The organism is Moraxella sp. CTOTU46711 (genome assembly GCF_031975715.1).
Lineage (GTDB): Bacteria > Pseudomonadota > Gammaproteobacteria > Pseudomonadales > Moraxellaceae > Faucicola.
In genome coordinates this window covers 559980-575975 of record NZ_DALYMP010000001.1, presented here as the reverse complement: position 1 = coordinate 575975, position 15996 = coordinate 559980, and the positions used below count along the sequence as shown (strand labels likewise).

The window sequence follows — 15996 nt, the reverse complement described above, 5'->3', positions numbered from 1 at the left end:
TTTTTGTCAAAGGATATCTTAACCTATTGTTACTTAGGGTTTTATTATTGTATTTGCTAAACGGTTTTTTTATTTTTTTACATGCGTAACATTTGTACTGTGCTAAACTACTCATCGTAAATTTAAGTCAGTCTTGCGTAATCAATCCGTTATTCTTGTTAGATTTTGTAACTTTTAACGACTTGATTTTAATGGCTATTAGGCTTAAGGTATGGTTGTTCATCTGTTTTTCGTAAATATATTGGTAGTTTTGGTAACTGTATGCTTTATCCAACAGCAAGTTAACCATGATTTGATTGAGAGTGTTGAAATGAAAACATTGTTAAAGAAAACGTTGTTAGGTGCGGTCATTGCACTGGTTGGCGTACAAAGTAATGCTGAATTAAATATGCAGACAGGTAGCCAAGCTAAGGTTAGTTGGGGTGGGCAGGGTAGTTTAGACAAAGCCCGTGCCATCATGTATAACAGCACGCCACAGACGACAAGTTTTAATAGCGGTAATTATAATAGCTATAACAATGCATACAGTGAGGATGATAGCTACAATCCAGCATGGTCTCAAGATGGCACGCGGGCTTCGGGCAGCTATTTTGCCAATTCCAAAGGTGCTTTGGTAGTGGATGCGTTAACGGGCAATACCATTTATGAAAAAAATGCTGATATCGCCCGTCCCATTGCCTCAATCAGTAAATTGATGACAGCTGTGGTGGTGGCGGAATCAGGCGCTAACATGAGCGAAACATTGACGATTAGTCCATTAGATTTCAAAACCCCAAAACAATCAGGTAGTGACCGTCTAAAAGTTGGCGATCAGCTTAATCGTGCTGAGATGCTGTTGATGATGATGATGAAATCAGAGAATCCCGCGGCTAAAGCATTAGCACGTACTGACCCTATGGGCTATGACAATTTTATCAGCCGTATGAACCAAAAAGCGCGTGAATTGGGGATGACGCAAACCCGTTATTATGATCCATCAGGTTTGGATTCTCGGAATGTAGCATCACCGCGTGATTTGGCAATTTTGGCGCGCTATGCTTATAAGCATAATTTAATTAGCCAGTTTAGTACCACGCCTAGCCGCCAATTTGGGGTAAATAATATTAACTCAGGTTACCGCACGGTTGCGGCGCGTAGTACCAATTACATGGTGCGTGACGGTCTGTACAATATTGGCTTATCAAAAACGGGGTATATTCGTGAAGCCGGTAACTGTGTTTTATTTGAAACCAATGTCGGTAATCGTCCAGCCATCGTAGTTTTATTGGGTGCCAATGACTCAAAAACTCGTTGGAGCGATGCAGAAAACATTATTGCTAACTTAAGCATGCGCCGATTCACCTAATCAATTCGCAATTTACAGACTGATTTTTTGAAAAAAAAGCAAGGATAACTGTCCTTGCTTTTTTATGGGTACAAAACTACCAAAATCAGCTATTTGGTATGTTCTATAAGCTATTTAGCGTGTTTCATACAAGTGGTGGCAAAGGGTAGTGCTTCTAGACGCTCAGGTTCGATTTCTTCACCGCTCACGGTGCAAATACCGTAAGTCCCATTTTCGATACGAAGTAAGGCATTATTCACCAATTCAAGGTTGTGCTGGGCTTCGACTAGCAAGTTTTTACGTACATCGTTTTGCTCATTAATCACCGCTTGGTCATCCCAATCTTGGGTCATATCTGTATCAGGATTTTGCATATCATGTTGGATTTTATGCACGCGAGTTTGGTATTCTTGTTTTAGGTCAAGTAATCGTTGTTTTGCTTTGTCAAGATCAACCATAAAGCCTCCAATTTGCTAATAAAATATTGAACGTATTGCTGCATTCATGTTTTTGTTATTATAAGCTTATCATCAACACCCTTCTTAATAAAGTAGTAATATAGTAGTCATACCGTGTTATCACCGGGCGCGGCATTAGTTAGTAGTATCAATAATGTTAAAAATATTCAAAATATGCTAATCTACGCTTATTTTTTTATTGAATTTTTGTTGTCATATGATGACGTTTTAGCAACCCCTACGGGTCACCATCCTGTTGTTAACTTAGAGGTTAATCCATGCAATTTGCTCGTTTAAACGATATTGATGTTTCTGGCAAAACAGTTTTGATTCGCGAAGATTTAAATGTACCGTTAAAAGATGGCAAAATTGCCAATGATGCCCGCTTAAAAGCAAGCTTGCCCACCATTCAGCTGGCTTTAGATAAAGGCGCAGCGGTTATCGTGTGTTCACATCTAGGTCGCCCAGACCCATCAAACCCTGAAGCCAAATATTCATTGCAACCAGTCGCAGATTATTTGGGCGATGCTCTTGGCAAACCTGTCAAATTAGTGACCGATTATGCCCAAAATAATGTGACAGTAGCCCCAGGTGAAGTTGTGCTACTGGAAAATGTACGTTTTAATGCGGGTGAGAAGAAAAACGATGCTGCTTTATCTGAACGTTACGCCGCTTTATGTGATGTATTTGTGATGGATGCTTTTGGTACTGCTCACCGTGCCGAAGCGTCGACAGAAGGGGTTATCGCCAAAGCAAAGACTGCGTGTGCAGGTCCGTTATTGGCGGCAGAACTTGATGCATTAGCCAAAGCTTTAGATAACCCAGCCAAGCCCATGCTTGCGATTGTTGGTGGCTCGAAAGTTTCTACCAAATTAGATGTGCTTAAATCATTGGCAAAAATCTGTGACCAAATTATTGTGGGCGGTGGTATTGCCAATACATTCTTGGCAGCCAAAGGTGCCAATGTCGGTGCATCACTATATGAAGCGGACATGGTGGAAACGGCGAAAAGTATTATGCAAGAAACCCATGTATTATTACCTGAAGAAGTGGTCGTCGCCAAAAAATCACAAATTGATTTTGATGATTTTTTGGGCTCGCTAGAATCTGCCGATGCCGTAACCAAATCGGTCAATACCATTGCAGATGATGAAATGATTCTAGACATTAGTGCAAGCAGTGCGGCGAAACTTGCCGATGCGATTAAAAATGCCAAAACCATCTTATGGAATGGTCCTGTCGGCGTATTTGAAGTCGATAAATTTGGTGAAGGTACCAAAATCGTTAGTGAAGCAGTCGCAGCAAGTGCAGGCTTTAGCATTGCAGGCGGTGGTGATACGCTCGCTGCGATTGATAAATACAAGGTCGCCGATAAAGTGAGCTACACATCAACCGGGGGCGGGGCGTTCTTAGAATTTGTGGAAGGTAAAACATTACCTGCCGTGCACGCACTGAGCCAACGTGCCTAAATGCTAATAATCATTATCATTAATTCAGCGATTTAAATTTACTATCGCCGAATTAATGTAATGTTAAGTTAATATTTGTATGGTAAACATTGTAATTAATTGCACTAAAAATATATTATCGATAACATATTATATAAGTATGTATACCCATATGTTTGGCGTTTAAGGAATTAATATGTTAAAACGTAATTTAGTATTGGCAGCTTTATTAGCCACTTTATCAATCACGGCATGTAGTAAAAAAACGGAAGAAGCTGCAGCTAACGGTCAACCTGAAGCCGCAGCAAGCGCAGCGGGTCAAGATATTAAAGACGCGACTGCAAGTGCCGCCAGTGCAACAGCAAATGCAGGTGACGCAGTTGCCAGTGCTGCTACCACGGGTGCCGCGGTTGCCCAAGGCGCAGCAATCAATGCGACTGAAGCTGTTGCCAATGGTGCCGCGCAAGCCACCGCAAACGTAGCCTCTGCTGTAGCGACTGGTGCAGCCAATGTAGCACAAGGTGCAGAAGCGGTTAAGAACGATGCAGCAAATAGTAAAACTGACATCCAAACCACGGTACCAGAAAAACAAAAATACTAATCTTTAGCATTTAGCCTAAAAAAGCCCCAAAATCATTTTGGGGCTTTTTGATTGGGTGAGGCATGTTGTCATGATATCCATCATCGCAAAGTTATTTTTTTTGAATTTAAATTGTAGTGTACTTCTGTTATACTCAAGCCTTGTCCAACACGGCAAAACCCAATTTTTCTAAAATTTTCAATTGATTATTAACTTTACCAAGAGAAAGTAATATGGCTTTGATTTCTTTGCGTCAGCTTTTAGACCATGCAGCAGAAAACAACTATGGTGTTCCTGCATTTAACGTCAATAACTTAGAGCAAATGCGTGCCATTATGATGGCAGCGGATGAAACCAATTCACCTGTGATTGTGCAAGCATCGGCAGGCGCACGCAAATACGCAGGTGCCCCATTTTTACGCCATCTTATTTTGTCTGCCATTGAAGAGTGGCCACATATCCCAGTGGTTATGCACCAAGACCATGGTACTAGCCCAGAGGTTTGCCAGCGTTCAATCCAATTGGGTTTTTCATCGGTGATGATGGATGGCTCGTTAAAGAGTGATGGTAAAACCCCTGCAGACTATGATTATAATGTGGCAGTGACGCGTGAAGTGGTAAAACTCTCTCATGCTTGTGGCGTATCAGTAGAAGGTGAAATTGGCGTTTTGGGTAGTCTCGAAACGGGTATGGCTGGCGAAGAAGATGGCGTAGGGGCGGAAGGTAAACTTGACCATTCACAGCTGTTAACCAGTGCTGATGAAGCTGAGCAATTTGTCAAAGATACCAATGTTGATGCCCTAGCGATTGCAGTAGGCACTAGCCACGGGGCGTATAAATTTACCCGACCACCTACCGATGATATCTTATCGATTGCGCGTATCAAAGAAATTCATGCCCGCATTCCTAATACACACCTTGTGATGCACGGCTCTTCAAGTGTGCCACAAGAATGGCTCAAAGTGATTAATGAAAACGGCGGCAATATCGGTGAAACCTACGGTGTGCCAGTTGAGCAAATCGTAGAAGCCATCAAACATGGTGTACGTAAAGTCAATATTGATACCGATTTACGTTTGGCATCAACCGGTGCCATTCGCAAATTCCTCGCTGAAAACCCAGCAGAGTTTGACCCACGCAAATATTTTGCCAAAACCATCGATGCTATGAAAGCGGTTTGTATCGATCGCTATACCGCATTTGGTACGGCGGGTAATGCGGATAAAATTCGCCCAATTAGTCTAGAAAAAATGGTTAATTTCTATAACTAAATACTAGAACTAAGTTTTAGTAAATGACTAAAAAGCGTGACATTCAAGTGGGTTAACTGAGGTTGCCCACTTTTTTATTGGATTAAATTATTTGTAGTGAGTCATCAATGATAGGATTAATTCAAGGGCAAGTGCATTACCTAATGGCACCTACGGTAGTGGTGATGACCACAGCGGGCGTTGGGTATGAAATTGAGATGCCGCTCAATGCATTTTGCCAAGTACAATTAAATCAGTCCGTCACTTTGTGGACACATTTTTTGGTGCGCGAGGATGCTCAGTTGTTATTTGGGTTTTTAAGCCATAGCGATAGGGAAGTGTTTAGACTGTTGCTTAAAGTCAATGGGGTTGGGGCAAAGATGGCCTTGGCGATGATGTCAACCGTAACGGTGCAGGAGTTGCACCAGTTTGTGATGAACAATGATGAGCTGGCATTGACGCGTATTCCAGGTGTCGGTAAAAAAACCGCACAGCGATTGATTGTTGAATTAAAAGATAAAATCAAACACTTAGGTGATACGTCAGGTTTTGCACCTTCATTGCCACTAGAGACCGATAGTGGCAATGAAGGCATTATTATTGCCGAAGTCGAAGCGGGGTTAATTGCACTAGGTTATCGCGATAAAGAAGCGCAAGCCGCGATAAAACTGGCAAAATCTGCCATTGATTCACCGTTAACCATCCAAAATCTGCTTAAGGCATCTCTGAAAAATTTGGCGATGAATTAAAATTGCATAAAAAAAGAGGCTCAAATGACCCTCTTTTTTTAACCGTTAACCTTATTCTTTTTCGGTTTTTGACGTCTCTGGGTGAGATAATAAGTTTTTTTCTAGATAATGAATGTTTTGCGCTTGTTTACAGAATGCCTGGTCTTGCAAAATCACATCGCGATGCAATGGCACATTGGTTTTGATACCTGTAATAATCAGCTCATCAAGGGCATGGCGAAGCTTGGCAATCGCTTGTTCACGGGTTTGCCCATGACAGATTAATTTGCCAATCAATGAGTCATAAAAGGTAGGAATAGCATAGTTGGGATAAAGGTGCGAGTCAAAACGTACACCGCTACCATTTGGCATAAAAAAGTGGGTCACCGTACCGGGTGAGGGCATGAAAGTCACAGGATCTTCGGCATTGATACGACACTCGATGGCATGACCGCGAATTTCGATTTCGTTTTGACGATACGATAAGCCATAGCCAGATGCGATTTTGAGTTGTTCAACCACCACATCAATGCCGGTAATCATCTCGGTAACAGGATGTTCAACCTGTACGCGGGTATTCATCTCAATAAAGAAAAATTGCTCGTCTTCATATAAAAATTCAAACGTCCCTGCACCCCGATACTTAATTTGCTCACAAGCACGAACGCAAGCTTGCAAAATGGGCTCTTTGATATCCTCAGGAATCTCTGGGGCAGGGGCTTCTTCAAGCACTTTTTGGTGACGACGTTGTAGCGAGCAATCGCGATCAAATAAATGAATGGCATTGCCTTCGCCGTCACCTAACACTTGCACTTCGACATGGCGTGGATTTTTTAAAAAGCGCTCCATATAGACGCTATCATCCCCAAACCACAATTCGGCTTCTTGTTTGGCGGCTTGCACTTGAGACAATAACTGCTCAAGGCGTTCAACCACACGCATACCACGACCACCCCCACCAGCTGCCGCTTTGATTAACAGAGGAAAGCCAATGGCTTTGGCTTGTTCTTCAGCGTTAGCCAGAGTGACGCTACCCACTGAGCCAGGGACGGTAGGCACGCCAGCTTTTTTCATCGCGTTGATAGCCGATATTTTGTTGCCCATTAAGCGAATGTGCTCAGGCGCAGGACCTACGAAAGTTAGCCCTGCCTCTTCCACGCGTTCGGCAAATTCAGCATTTTCAGATAAAAAGCCATAGCCTGGGTGAATAGCATCAGCGCCAGAGATTTCTGCGGCTGTTAAGATAGTATCGATATTGAGATAGCTTTGACTGGCATTTTGTTTGCCAATACAGATGGATTCGTCAACGAATCGAAGGTGCATCAAGTTGTCATCTGCAGTTGAGTAGACGCCCACCGTTTGAATGCCAAGCTGCTTACAAGCGCGAACAATGCGAAGCGCAATTTCACCACGATTGGCGATCAGTAATTTTTTTATCATTGCTATCCCTAATTTTTATCGATAATCAAACTTCAAATATAAAAAAAAGTTAAAAATTAAGACTCGTAACGGACAATCGGTTGACCAAATTGCACCACATCGCCGTTTTGTACCAAGATTTCTGCAATGATACCGCTTTGGGTTGCTTCAAGCGGGTTCATAATTTTCATGGCTTCAATAATGCCTAAACTATCGCCTGCTTGTATCTGTTGACCCACCTTGATAAATGGCGCGTCATTGGGACTCGGTGCAACATAATACACCCCAACCATTGGTGATGTTTCTACCATGCCAGATTTTACAGGGGCAGCATTAGCGGTTGTCGTGGTGGTTGTCGTTGCTGTGACGGGTTGAATATTCGCTTGAGGTAAATGGCGTGAAATAGAGACCTTTTTATCGCCATCTTGTACGGTTAATTCTGCTAACGTTCGCTCTTCCATTAAGTCAATAAGTTGCTTGATTTTACTTATATCCATATCCTAACTACCTTAAAATTATACGCTTCATAGACAACTAATTCATAGATTGCCGTATTGTAACAAGATTTTTCTAAAATAAATAGATATAGCAGGGTATATTTGTGTACGTTTGTACACTTAAAATTTGCTGCCATGTTGCTATTGATTTTAGGCTAAATTATGTTGTTACTGATATTTTTGAACCAGATAATTAAACGCTGCGGTATAACCAAATGCCCCCATACCACAGATGACGGCTTCAGCTTTATCGCTAAAATAAGAATGCTGTCGAAATGGCTCACGGGTGTGAATATTGGAAAGATGAACTTCTATAAAAGGTTTATTTACGGCGAGTAGGGCATCGCGAATTGCTACCGATGTGTGAGTAAAGGCAGCGGGATTGATGATAATCGCGTCAATCTGCTCATCAGGATTTGTGGTCAACAAACCGTGATGATGGATTTTATCGATGAGGGCAGATTCTTGATTTGTTTGAAAACAGGTGAGTTTAACTTGATGCTTGCTGGCTAGTTGTCTTATATCATCTTCAATATCTTGTAGGGTTTGAAATCCATAGATTTCTGGTTCTCGCTTGCCAAGCAAATTGAGATTGGGACCATTTAATACTAACACATGGGTTAGTTGGGTTTTTGTTGCTATTGCTGTCGTTGTCGTCATGATGATTCCTTTATCGTGGGTGATTTAAAATTTCCTCAAGTTTTTGCAACCTTAACTTGTCAATGGCTTCACCGATGTGTTTGCCGGTCAGCTCGCTTGTCACATCTTTGGCAGAAATTTGAGTTAATTGTGTTTTGATAGTGGTTAATAGCGCGGTTTGTTTGACCTGTTGATAAAGATGAACGACTTTCAAGGCTTGCTCTAAAAGTGAGGTGTCTTTAAGGCTATTACTTAATCTTAACAGCGCAAATAATGGGTGTGCAGTTAAGTGATCGAAATTTTTTAATTCATCAAAATGTTCAAGAATAAATAACCCCAAGCGCTCAGTGTTTTTTGGTACCTTTAAACCTTGGCAAAATTCTAAATACTCAGTGGTTGGGTTATTGTGTTGCTGATCAGACTTAAAGCAGGTTGCAACCAAAGCAAACTTCATGAGATTGTCCGCTTGTTGCTCTCCCGCCATTCGCAGAGCGGGTAGCATCAATTGCCATTGCTTAGGATTATCATTCGATGCTTGATGCAGTTTTGGCATAATGACATCGAGGACATTGAGCTGATAAAGCGTGTCAAAATAAATATCCGACCAAGCCTGCGTTAACGCTTTTGACGTCTCTGACCATACCCGCTCAGCGACAAGATGATTGAGCTCACCCGCGGCTTTCATTTGGCTGGTAAGTTTCGTGGTTGATTCATCGACTGTAAATCCGAGCGGGGCATAACGACTGGCAAAACGGGCAAGGCGCAATACGCGTACCGGATCTTCTGCAAAAGCGGCGGACACATGGCGTAATTTTTTTTGCTGAATGTCTGCTAAGCCACCATACGGGTCGATGATATCGCCCACATCAAATTTGCCCTGTTTAAAACCGCAGTCAAACAACCCATTAACTTCTATGGCCATGGCATTGATGGTGAGATCGCGCCTGGCTAAATCCTCTTCTAAGGTGACAGCAGCGTCAGCGTGTACGTTAAAACCAAGATAGCCGTTACCGCTTTTGCGTTCCGTGCGAGCCAGTGCATATTCGTCATGGGTCTTTGGATGTAAAAAAACCGGAAAATCGGCACCTACTTGCGAAAATCCCAGCTCCAGCATCTGCTCAGGCGTTGCGCCGACTACCACATAATCGTGTTCAGTGACCTCTCGCGCTAATACATAATCGCGTACCGCACCACCGACCAAATAAACTTGCATGACTACCCCGATGTTTTAACTAAATTAAACCCATAAAAAAACCAGTTTAGAGCACTAAACTGGTTTTATCAATCAACACAAAATTATTTTGCCAATTCTTGCGCTTGCGTCACCGCTACAGCAGTCATATTGACGATACGACGTGCTGTCGCAGAAGATGTCAAGATATGCACAGGTCGTTGCGCTCCCAATAACAATGGGCCGACAGTGACACTATTGGTCGCGGTTTTTAGCAAGTTAAATGCGATGTTAGCCGCATCTAAGTCTGGCATGATGAGTAGGTTGGCTGAACCTGTCAACTTGCTAAATGGGAATGAGGTATGGCGGATACGGTCATCAAGCGCGGTATCACCATGCATTTCGCCGTCAAACTCAAAATCAACATTCATATCTGTCAGTAAATCATAGACTTGACGCATTTTTTTGGCGCTTTCAAAGTCAGATGAACCAAAGTTTGAGTGTGATAACAATGCCACACGGGGTTCAAGACCAAAGCGGCGGACTTCTTGCGCTGCTAATACCGTCATTTCTGCTAGTTGTTCAGCAGTTGGGTCTTCATGCACATAAGTGTCAGCAATGAACAAGTTACGACCTTGAATTAATAAGGCATTTAACGCATAAAAATCTTTAGCATCCGCTTGTTTTTTGATGACGTTTTGCACGTAGTTTAAGTGCAAGTGATATGAACCAAACGTACCACAAATCATACCGTCAGCATCGCCACGTTCAACCATTAGCGCGCCAATCAAAGAAGTTTTACGGCGAACATCACGACGTGCCAATTCAACCGTCACACCATTGCGTTTGTTCATTTCATAATAAAACTGCCAGTAGTCTTTGTAACGTGGGTCGCTTTCGATGTTGACTAGTTCATAATTTTCACCCGCCACCATACGTAAGCCCAACCGCTGAATTTGGTTGGCAATAATGGTTGGACGACCGACCAAGATAGGTTTTGCCAAGCCTTCATCCACCACCACTTGCACTGCCCGTAATACGTTTTCATCCTCACCTTCACAGTAAACGATACGTTTTGGGTCTTGTTTGGCACGGGTGAAAATAGGTTTCATCAAGAAGGCAGAGTTATAAACGAACTCTGAGAGTTTATCGCGATAAGCACGCATGTTTTCGATGGGTAGCGTGGCAACGCCAGAATCCATCGCAGCTTTGGCAACCGCTGGTGCAATCTCCAAAATCAAATTTGGCTCTAACGGTCCCGGAATTAAGTATTCACGACCAAAACGTTTGGTTTCATCCACCGTTTTTTGACCTTTTTGTGGGGTGGCTTCCACATGTGCCATGGCAGCAATGGCACGCACGCAGGCAATTTTCATTTCTTCGTTGACGGTCGTGGCACCGACGTCAAGCGCCCCACGGAATATATAGGGGAAACACAGTGCGTTGTTTACTTGGTTTGGATAGTCAGAGCGACCTGTGGCGATAATCGCATCGGGACGCACCGCTTTGGCGTCTTCAGGTAGGATTTCTGGGTTTGGATTGGCTAGGGCAAAGATAATGGGATCTTGCGCCATGCGTTTTACCATATCTTGGGTCAGCATACCAGCGGCAGATAGACCTAAGAACATATCCGCGCCTTCAATTACATCCGATAAGGTTTTGGCTTCGGTATCGCGGGCATAACGCTGTTTTGACTCATCGAGGTTTGCTCGGTTGCTGGTGATGATGCCTTTTGAATCGCCTACAAAGATGTGTTCTTTTTTTGCGCCTAACGCACAAATCAAATCCAAACAAGAAATCGCTGCGGCACCCGCACCAGAGACCACAATTTTGATATCTTCGATTTTTTTGCCGGTAATTTCTAGCGCGTTTAATAACGCGGCAGACGCAATAATCGCGGTGCCATGTTGGTCATCATGGAATACAGGAATATTCATGCGTTTACGCAATTCTTTTTCGATATAAAAACATTCAGGTGCTTTGATATCTTCAAGATTGATACCGCCGAAGGTAGGCTCTAAAGAGGCGATTGCTTCGATGAATTTATCCGGATCGTTTTGTGCCACTTCAATATCAAACACATCAATGCCGGCAAATTTTTTGAACAGCACGCCTTTACCTTCCATCACAGGTTTTGACGCCAAAGGACCGATATTCCCTAATCCTAAAACAGCGGTACCATTGGTCACCACCCCGACCAAGTTGTTACGAGCGGTATAAAGCGCGGCTTTTTTGGGGTCTTTTTCAATTTCTAGACAAGGTACGGCAACGCCAGGCGAATAGGCAAGTGCCAAATCCCGTTGGTTGGCAAGTGCCTTGATGGGGGTAACAGAAATTTTACCTGGGCGTGGATTGGCATGATAATGCAAGGCGGCTTGTTCAAATAATTCTTTGTCTGATAAGCCATTGTTGGTCGGCGATAATTTATCCATAATATCCTTCGTTGCGACAGTCATTTTCGAATCGTAGTGTTCGCTATTCTAGCACTATTGACAGATTGATGACTAGTTGAGTAACCGCAAAAAATAAAACTAGTTAGCTAAAAAATCACGCTACCGATCTTGTCTATCACCTCAAGATGAGCAGCTGACGCATATTTCAGGCGCATCTGCCAACGGTGGCTCGGTGTCACTCGGTTTGGCTAATGCACTAACTTGGTAAGGATTAGCTAGTAGCTGATACAGTCTATCCACCTCGCTCATGTCATTTTGTTCAGCCAATTCAATGGCTTGCTGTGCCATACTGTTTCTTAGGACATACACTGGATTGTGACTCATTACCAATTGCAAAGAATCCTGCTGTAATTTGGTATGGTAGGTGGCAATCCAATCCGCTAAGGTGGCATTGGGTTGACCGTTACCGCTGCTAATTGAAACTTTCAACTGATTAAGCAAATTAAATTCATGTAGTAGGTTTAATTTATCATTGGGCTTGGCGTCAGCAACGATTGCTACTAGCGCTCGCAAGCTGTTGGTAAAGTCGAGTTTGTTTTGCTGCATGATCTCTAAGTACTGCAAAGCAAAGTCACAGTTTTCTTCACTGATGGCTAAGCCAAATTTTTGGCAAAGACCTTGCTGATAATACTGATAAAAAATCTCGCCAAAACTGTCTAAAATGTCGGTTAACTGCTCACGCGACAAAGTTTCTGGCGGATGATTGGCGGTCAGTTTTTCGCCATTAAGGCGTAAAAATAAGGTAATCAGACGTGACAAATTCCAAAGTCCAATGGAAGGCTGGTTTTGATAAACATAACGCCCATTGTAATCAGAATGGTTGTTGATCCAAATCGGATTAAAGCGCTCCATAAAGCCATAAGGACCAAAATCGATGGTTGCACCTGTGATGGATAAATTGTCGGTATTCATGACCCCATGGGCAAAGCCAATCAGCTGCCAATCAGCGAGGGTTTTGGCAGTTTTATCAACCACCTGTCTCAAAAAATCTTGAATGGGCGTGTCACTGTCAAAACATGGGTTAAAATAGGTTTTGATGACATAACGGGTAAAATACAGCAATAAATCAGGCGCATAATTTGCCACCCATTCAAAATGCCCAAAGCGAATATGACAATCTGCGGTACGTAGTAGCGCCGCGCCGCGTTCGCGTGTCTCACGGTTGACAGGGGTATCTGAAACCACAAAGCCTAGCGCGTTGCTAGACCGAATGCCCAAGCAATTAAGCGCATGACCTGCCAAATACTCTCGTACTACGCTTCGAATCACCGCACGACCATCCCCCATTCGCGAGTAAGGGGTTAATCCTGCCCCTTTCAGATGTAAATCGGTCAATTCTCCGTCTTTATCGATTACCTGAGCGAGTAATAGACCACGACCATCGCCCAGTTGCCCTGCCCATTGCCCAAATTGGTGTCCAGCATATGCCATGGCTAACGGTTCAAAGCCGTCGGGAACGATGTCACCGCCCAAGATTTCAACCCAATGCTGCCTTAAAAACTCATCGTCTGCCCAACCAATCTGATGGGCGACTTGCGGGTTAAAATGCCCTGCTTGCGGATTGGTGAGCGGTTTTGGGGGTTGTTTATAGTAGAGCCTTGGATCGAGCGTGGCATACGAGTTTTCGATTTTCATAATTTTTCCATTTTTATAGGCAGTACTAATTTGGCGGTTAAATGCCCCGTGTTTAGGGCATTTTAAGTCATTAATTGCGCTATAATAGCGCGTTAACCGCCGGCTGAAAATTTGATTAAGCTTGCTGATGTTTTTGAAAATTTATATTGCTTACTATACCTTTATCCGACGATAGGGTCTGTGCGATAACTGTGCATGAATCATTACCGCTGTAAAACTCACTTTTTGCTGTCATCAAGCGTTACTTGATAGAAAATCCGCTTAAAAAAGCAGTTAAAAAACTACCTAAAAAGCCACTTGCGTAAAGGAAGGTCATGCCTACGTTAGATCTGAACAATCCCAACAATGTCTATTTGGTTCAGTCGGGGTTTAATGTCGAAGATATCGAAAAATCGCCTACCTTGGTCAATTTGCTCAATCGATTCCAAGGTAACTTACTCATTGATGAGCAAGATACCACCGTTGGTGCCGGCGCAAAAGCCTACGGCAATACCATTCATATTGCTAAAAGTTACAAAAATTTTTTGAACATCGCCCATGAGCTAGGGCACGCAACCGGTCAATACCAACAAATCAATCGTGATAAAAACAATTTGTATCAATTTGATACGCCACAAGCCTATGGAATGGCACGCGCCAAAGCAGAGGGTGAGGCAACTTATTATGAGTTTTTGGTAGCAAAAGAATTAGGCTATCAACGGTTTGTCAAACCCTTGTGGCTTGATAACGCGGCAAAACCGCAAGATAAAGATGTGTTTAATGAAGTTGATGAAATCATGCGCCAAGCTATCAGTGAAAACGACAAAATAACCCAATTGGCAGTGCTCAACCAGAGCATGTTGCCCAGTGGGCAGTTTCATGCGCCACTTTATACCTATGATGAATACAATACCTTGGTGTTCTTGAATAACCGTTTTGCTATTTCGCGTATATCGCAAGATTATCAGCAAGCATTTGGCAAGCCACTGGATTGGAACAGTTATGAAGCCAAATCCCTTGCTAATAAAGCTAACCAGCATTTTGGCACCTTAGCTAATGACGTCATCATCAATCACCATATTGACGGTTCTGTGCTTGGACAGCAGGGTGTAGGGGATTTATTATGGGGTAGTCTGGGGGACGATGTGCTAGTGGGTAATAGCGGTCAAGATCGGCTGCTAGGCGGTGCTGATGATGATGTGCTCATCGGCAATGCCGGTGATGATGTGCTAGTGGGTGGCACGGGCAATGATTTATATTATTTCACCAAAGGATTTGGTCATGATACCATCATCAATGTGGGGGGTGGCAAAGATACGCTTTATCTTGCGGATAGAGGCTATGACGAGTTGAGCCTAGTCACTCAAGAAAAGCAGGATTTAACGCTGGATTTTGCAACTAGTTCGCCCAATAACAATGAGAACAACCATACGCCAACTGACGATCAACTTACCATCAAAGATTTTTATTTGGGTGGCGATAACGCCAGTTTAGCCATCGGTTTTGCAAAAAGCGGCAACGCCAAGTCTGCGATGCTGATGCCAGTCAGTCAATTAACCAGTCAATTAACAAATTTTGGCTCAGGAGTGCAGCGTGATATGACTGATTATCAGCCAGTGCTGCAAAAATCTCTTTTACAATTGGATAAAGTCAATGTTACTGCTACAAACGACAAATAAGCGGTTTGTCACACAAACGCAAAAAGCCACTGTAAGGAAATGCGATGTTACCATTAGAAATTAAATATTTGCAAAACGCTCAATATGAACCCACCCACGCGGCGATGCTGACATGCGTGTTATCGCGTATCGAGCAAAAAAAATCTGCCAGCAGCGAAAAGGCACAGCTTAGCGCTGATGAGTTATGGATTGTAGATCATGATAATGTGTTTACGCTGGGTCAAGCGGGCAAACCTGAACATATTTTGCAAAGAGATAATACCCCCATCATCCACACCGATCGTGGTGGTCAAGTCACTTGGCATGGTCATGGGCAATTGGTGGTGTATTTTTTATTTGATTTAAATGCGTTGGGGTGGGGCGTGCGCGATTTGGTCAGTAAAGCTGAAAACATCATCATTGATGTCATCACGCCTTATTTGCCGCCAGATTTTTATGCCAAAGCGCGTGCGGATGCGCCAGGGGTGTATGTATATAATCAAGACGATTTAGAACTTGGTAAAATTGCGTCATTGGGATTTAAGATAAAACACGGCTTTAGTTATCATGGCATCGCCATCAATGTACAAAATGATTTGACCCCGTTTCAAATGATTAACCCTTGTGGCTATGCCGGCATGACCATGTTGCGTCTAGCAGATTTTGCGGATGTGGATTATCAAGCATTTACCCAACAATTTATCAGCCGTGTCAACCAAGAACGTCAATTTAGCCTAAGCAAATAAAACCTTGCTAG

At 43.1% G+C, this 15996-nt stretch carries 14 protein-coding genes; 7 read left to right on the top strand and 7 right to left on the bottom strand.

What is annotated here, in order from left to right; genetic code table 11:
• Positions 1–310 precede the first annotated feature (310 nt).
• Entirely contained in the window at positions 311–1345 is a 1035-nt protein-coding gene (locus RTJ53_RS02485) for a D-alanyl-D-alanine carboxypeptidase family protein (RefSeq protein ID WP_312275695.1), read from the top strand.
• 110 nt (positions 1346–1455) lie between these two features.
• On the opposite strand, the gene RTJ53_RS02480 is transcribed toward RTJ53_RS02485, so the two are convergent.
• The gene (locus RTJ53_RS02480) at positions 1456–1782 is read right to left on the bottom strand and encodes a TraR/DksA family transcriptional regulator (protein WP_312275694.1); all 327 of its coding nucleotides are present in this window, start codon (positions 1780–1782) and stop codon (positions 1456–1458) included.
• 278 nt (positions 1783–2060) lie between these two features.
• On the opposite strand from RTJ53_RS02480, the gene RTJ53_RS02475 reads away from it, so the two are divergent.
• From RTJ53_RS02475 to ruvA, 4 genes are all read left to right on the top strand, one after another.
• Positions 2061–3251, top strand: a complete 1191-nt coding sequence (locus tag RTJ53_RS02475) for a phosphoglycerate kinase (RefSeq protein WP_312275693.1) — start codon at positions 2061–2063, stop codon at positions 3249–3251.
• Positions 3252–3426: 175 nt separating this feature from the next.
• On the top strand, positions 3427–3831 hold the full coding sequence (locus tag RTJ53_RS02470) for a hypothetical protein (protein ID WP_160001895.1): 405 nt from the start codon (positions 3427–3429) through the stop codon (positions 3829–3831).
• Positions 3832–4043: 212 nt separating this feature from the next.
• On the top strand, positions 4044–5081 hold the full coding sequence (gene fba, locus RTJ53_RS02465; protein WP_312275692.1) for a class II fructose-bisphosphate aldolase: 1038 nt from the start codon (positions 4044–4046) through the stop codon (positions 5079–5081).
• A 107-nt stretch (positions 5082–5188) separates the two neighbouring features.
• The gene (gene ruvA, locus RTJ53_RS02460) at positions 5189–5809 is read left to right on the top strand and encodes a Holliday junction branch migration protein RuvA (RefSeq protein WP_312275691.1); all 621 of its coding nucleotides are present in this window, start codon (positions 5189–5191) and stop codon (positions 5807–5809) included.
• Between the two features lie 51 nt (positions 5810–5860).
• Here ruvA and accC read toward each other — a convergent pair whose 3' ends face one another.
• The 6 genes from accC to RTJ53_RS02430 all read right to left on the bottom strand — a co-directional run bounded on the left by accC (position 5861) and on the right by RTJ53_RS02430 (position 13602).
• A complete protein-coding gene (gene accC / locus RTJ53_RS02455; protein ID WP_312275690.1) occupies positions 5861–7228 on the bottom strand; it encodes an acetyl-CoA carboxylase biotin carboxylase subunit in 1368 nt (455 codons plus the stop codon).
• A gap of 56 nt (positions 7229–7284) precedes the next feature.
• The gene (gene accB, locus RTJ53_RS02450; protein WP_312275689.1) at positions 7285–7704 is read right to left on the bottom strand and encodes an acetyl-CoA carboxylase biotin carboxyl carrier protein; all 420 of its coding nucleotides are present in this window, start codon (positions 7702–7704) and stop codon (positions 7285–7287) included.
• Positions 7705–7872: 168 nt separating this feature from the next.
• Positions 7873–8364: a type II 3-dehydroquinate dehydratase gene (aroQ, locus tag RTJ53_RS02445; RefSeq protein ID WP_312275688.1), complete on the bottom strand. Its 492-nt coding sequence runs from the start codon at positions 8362–8364 to the stop codon at positions 7873–7875.
• A gap of 10 nt (positions 8365–8374) precedes the next feature.
• Entirely contained in the window at positions 8375–9556 is a 1182-nt protein-coding gene (locus RTJ53_RS02440; protein WP_312275687.1) for a tRNA nucleotidyltransferase/poly(A) polymerase-related protein, read from the bottom strand.
• Between the two features lie 83 nt (positions 9557–9639).
• The gene (locus RTJ53_RS02435) at positions 9640–11970 is read right to left on the bottom strand and encodes an NADP-dependent malic enzyme (RefSeq protein ID WP_312275686.1); all 2331 of its coding nucleotides are present in this window, start codon (positions 11968–11970) and stop codon (positions 9640–9642) included.
• A 117-nt stretch (positions 11971–12087) separates the two neighbouring features.
• Positions 12088–13602: a protein adenylyltransferase SelO gene (locus tag RTJ53_RS02430; protein ID WP_312275685.1), complete on the bottom strand. Its 1515-nt coding sequence runs from the start codon at positions 13600–13602 to the stop codon at positions 12088–12090.
• Positions 13603–13916: 314 nt separating this feature from the next.
• Between RTJ53_RS02430 and RTJ53_RS02425 the strand changes: the two genes are divergently transcribed.
• Complete coding sequence (locus tag RTJ53_RS02425; RefSeq protein WP_312275684.1) at positions 13917–15260, top strand: calcium-binding protein; 1344 nt, start codon at positions 13917–13919, stop codon at positions 15258–15260.
• Between the two features lie 44 nt (positions 15261–15304).
• Positions 15305–15985, top strand: coding sequence for a lipoyl(octanoyl) transferase LipB (gene lipB / locus RTJ53_RS02420; protein WP_312275683.1), 681 nt, complete (start codon positions 15305–15307; stop codon positions 15983–15985).
• Positions 15986–15996 lie beyond the last annotated feature (11 nt).

Coding starts and splice junctions, on each gene's coding strand:
- RTJ53_RS02435 (WP_312275686.1), bottom strand. CDS start 11,970: ATGACTGTCGCAACGAAGGATATTATGGATAAATTATCGCCGACCAAC.
- RTJ53_RS02470 (WP_160001895.1), top strand. CDS start 3,427: ATGTTAAAACGTAATTTAGTATTGGCAGCTTTATTAGCCACTTTATCA.
- RTJ53_RS02430 (WP_312275685.1), bottom strand. CDS start 13,602: ATGAAAATCGAAAACTCGTATGCCACGCTCGATCCAAGGCTCTACTAT.
- fba (WP_312275692.1), top strand. CDS start 4,044: ATGGCTTTGATTTCTTTGCGTCAGCTTTTAGACCATGCAGCAGAAAAC.
- accB (WP_312275689.1), bottom strand. CDS start 7,704: ATGGATATAAGTAAAATCAAGCAACTTATTGACTTAATGGAAGAGCGA.
- RTJ53_RS02425 (WP_312275684.1), top strand. CDS start 13,917: ATGCCTACGTTAGATCTGAACAATCCCAACAATGTCTATTTGGTTCAG.
- RTJ53_RS02440 (WP_312275687.1), bottom strand. CDS start 9,556: ATGCAAGTTTATTTGGTCGGTGGTGCGGTACGCGATTATGTATTAGCG.
- RTJ53_RS02485 (WP_312275695.1), top strand. CDS start 311: ATGAAAACATTGTTAAAGAAAACGTTGTTAGGTGCGGTCATTGCACTG.
- RTJ53_RS02480 (WP_312275694.1), bottom strand. CDS start 1,782: ATGGTTGATCTTGACAAAGCAAAACAACGATTACTTGACCTAAAACAA.
- accC (WP_312275690.1), bottom strand. CDS start 7,228: ATGATAAAAAAATTACTGATCGCCAATCGTGGTGAAATTGCGCTTCGC.
- ruvA (WP_312275691.1), top strand. CDS start 5,189: ATGATAGGATTAATTCAAGGGCAAGTGCATTACCTAATGGCACCTACG.
- RTJ53_RS02475 (WP_312275693.1), top strand. CDS start 2,061: ATGCAATTTGCTCGTTTAAACGATATTGATGTTTCTGGCAAAACAGTT.
- lipB (WP_312275683.1), top strand. CDS start 15,305: ATGTTACCATTAGAAATTAAATATTTGCAAAACGCTCAATATGAACCC.
- aroQ (WP_312275688.1), bottom strand. CDS start 8,364: ATGACGACAACGACAGCAATAGCAACAAAAACCCAACTAACCCATGTG.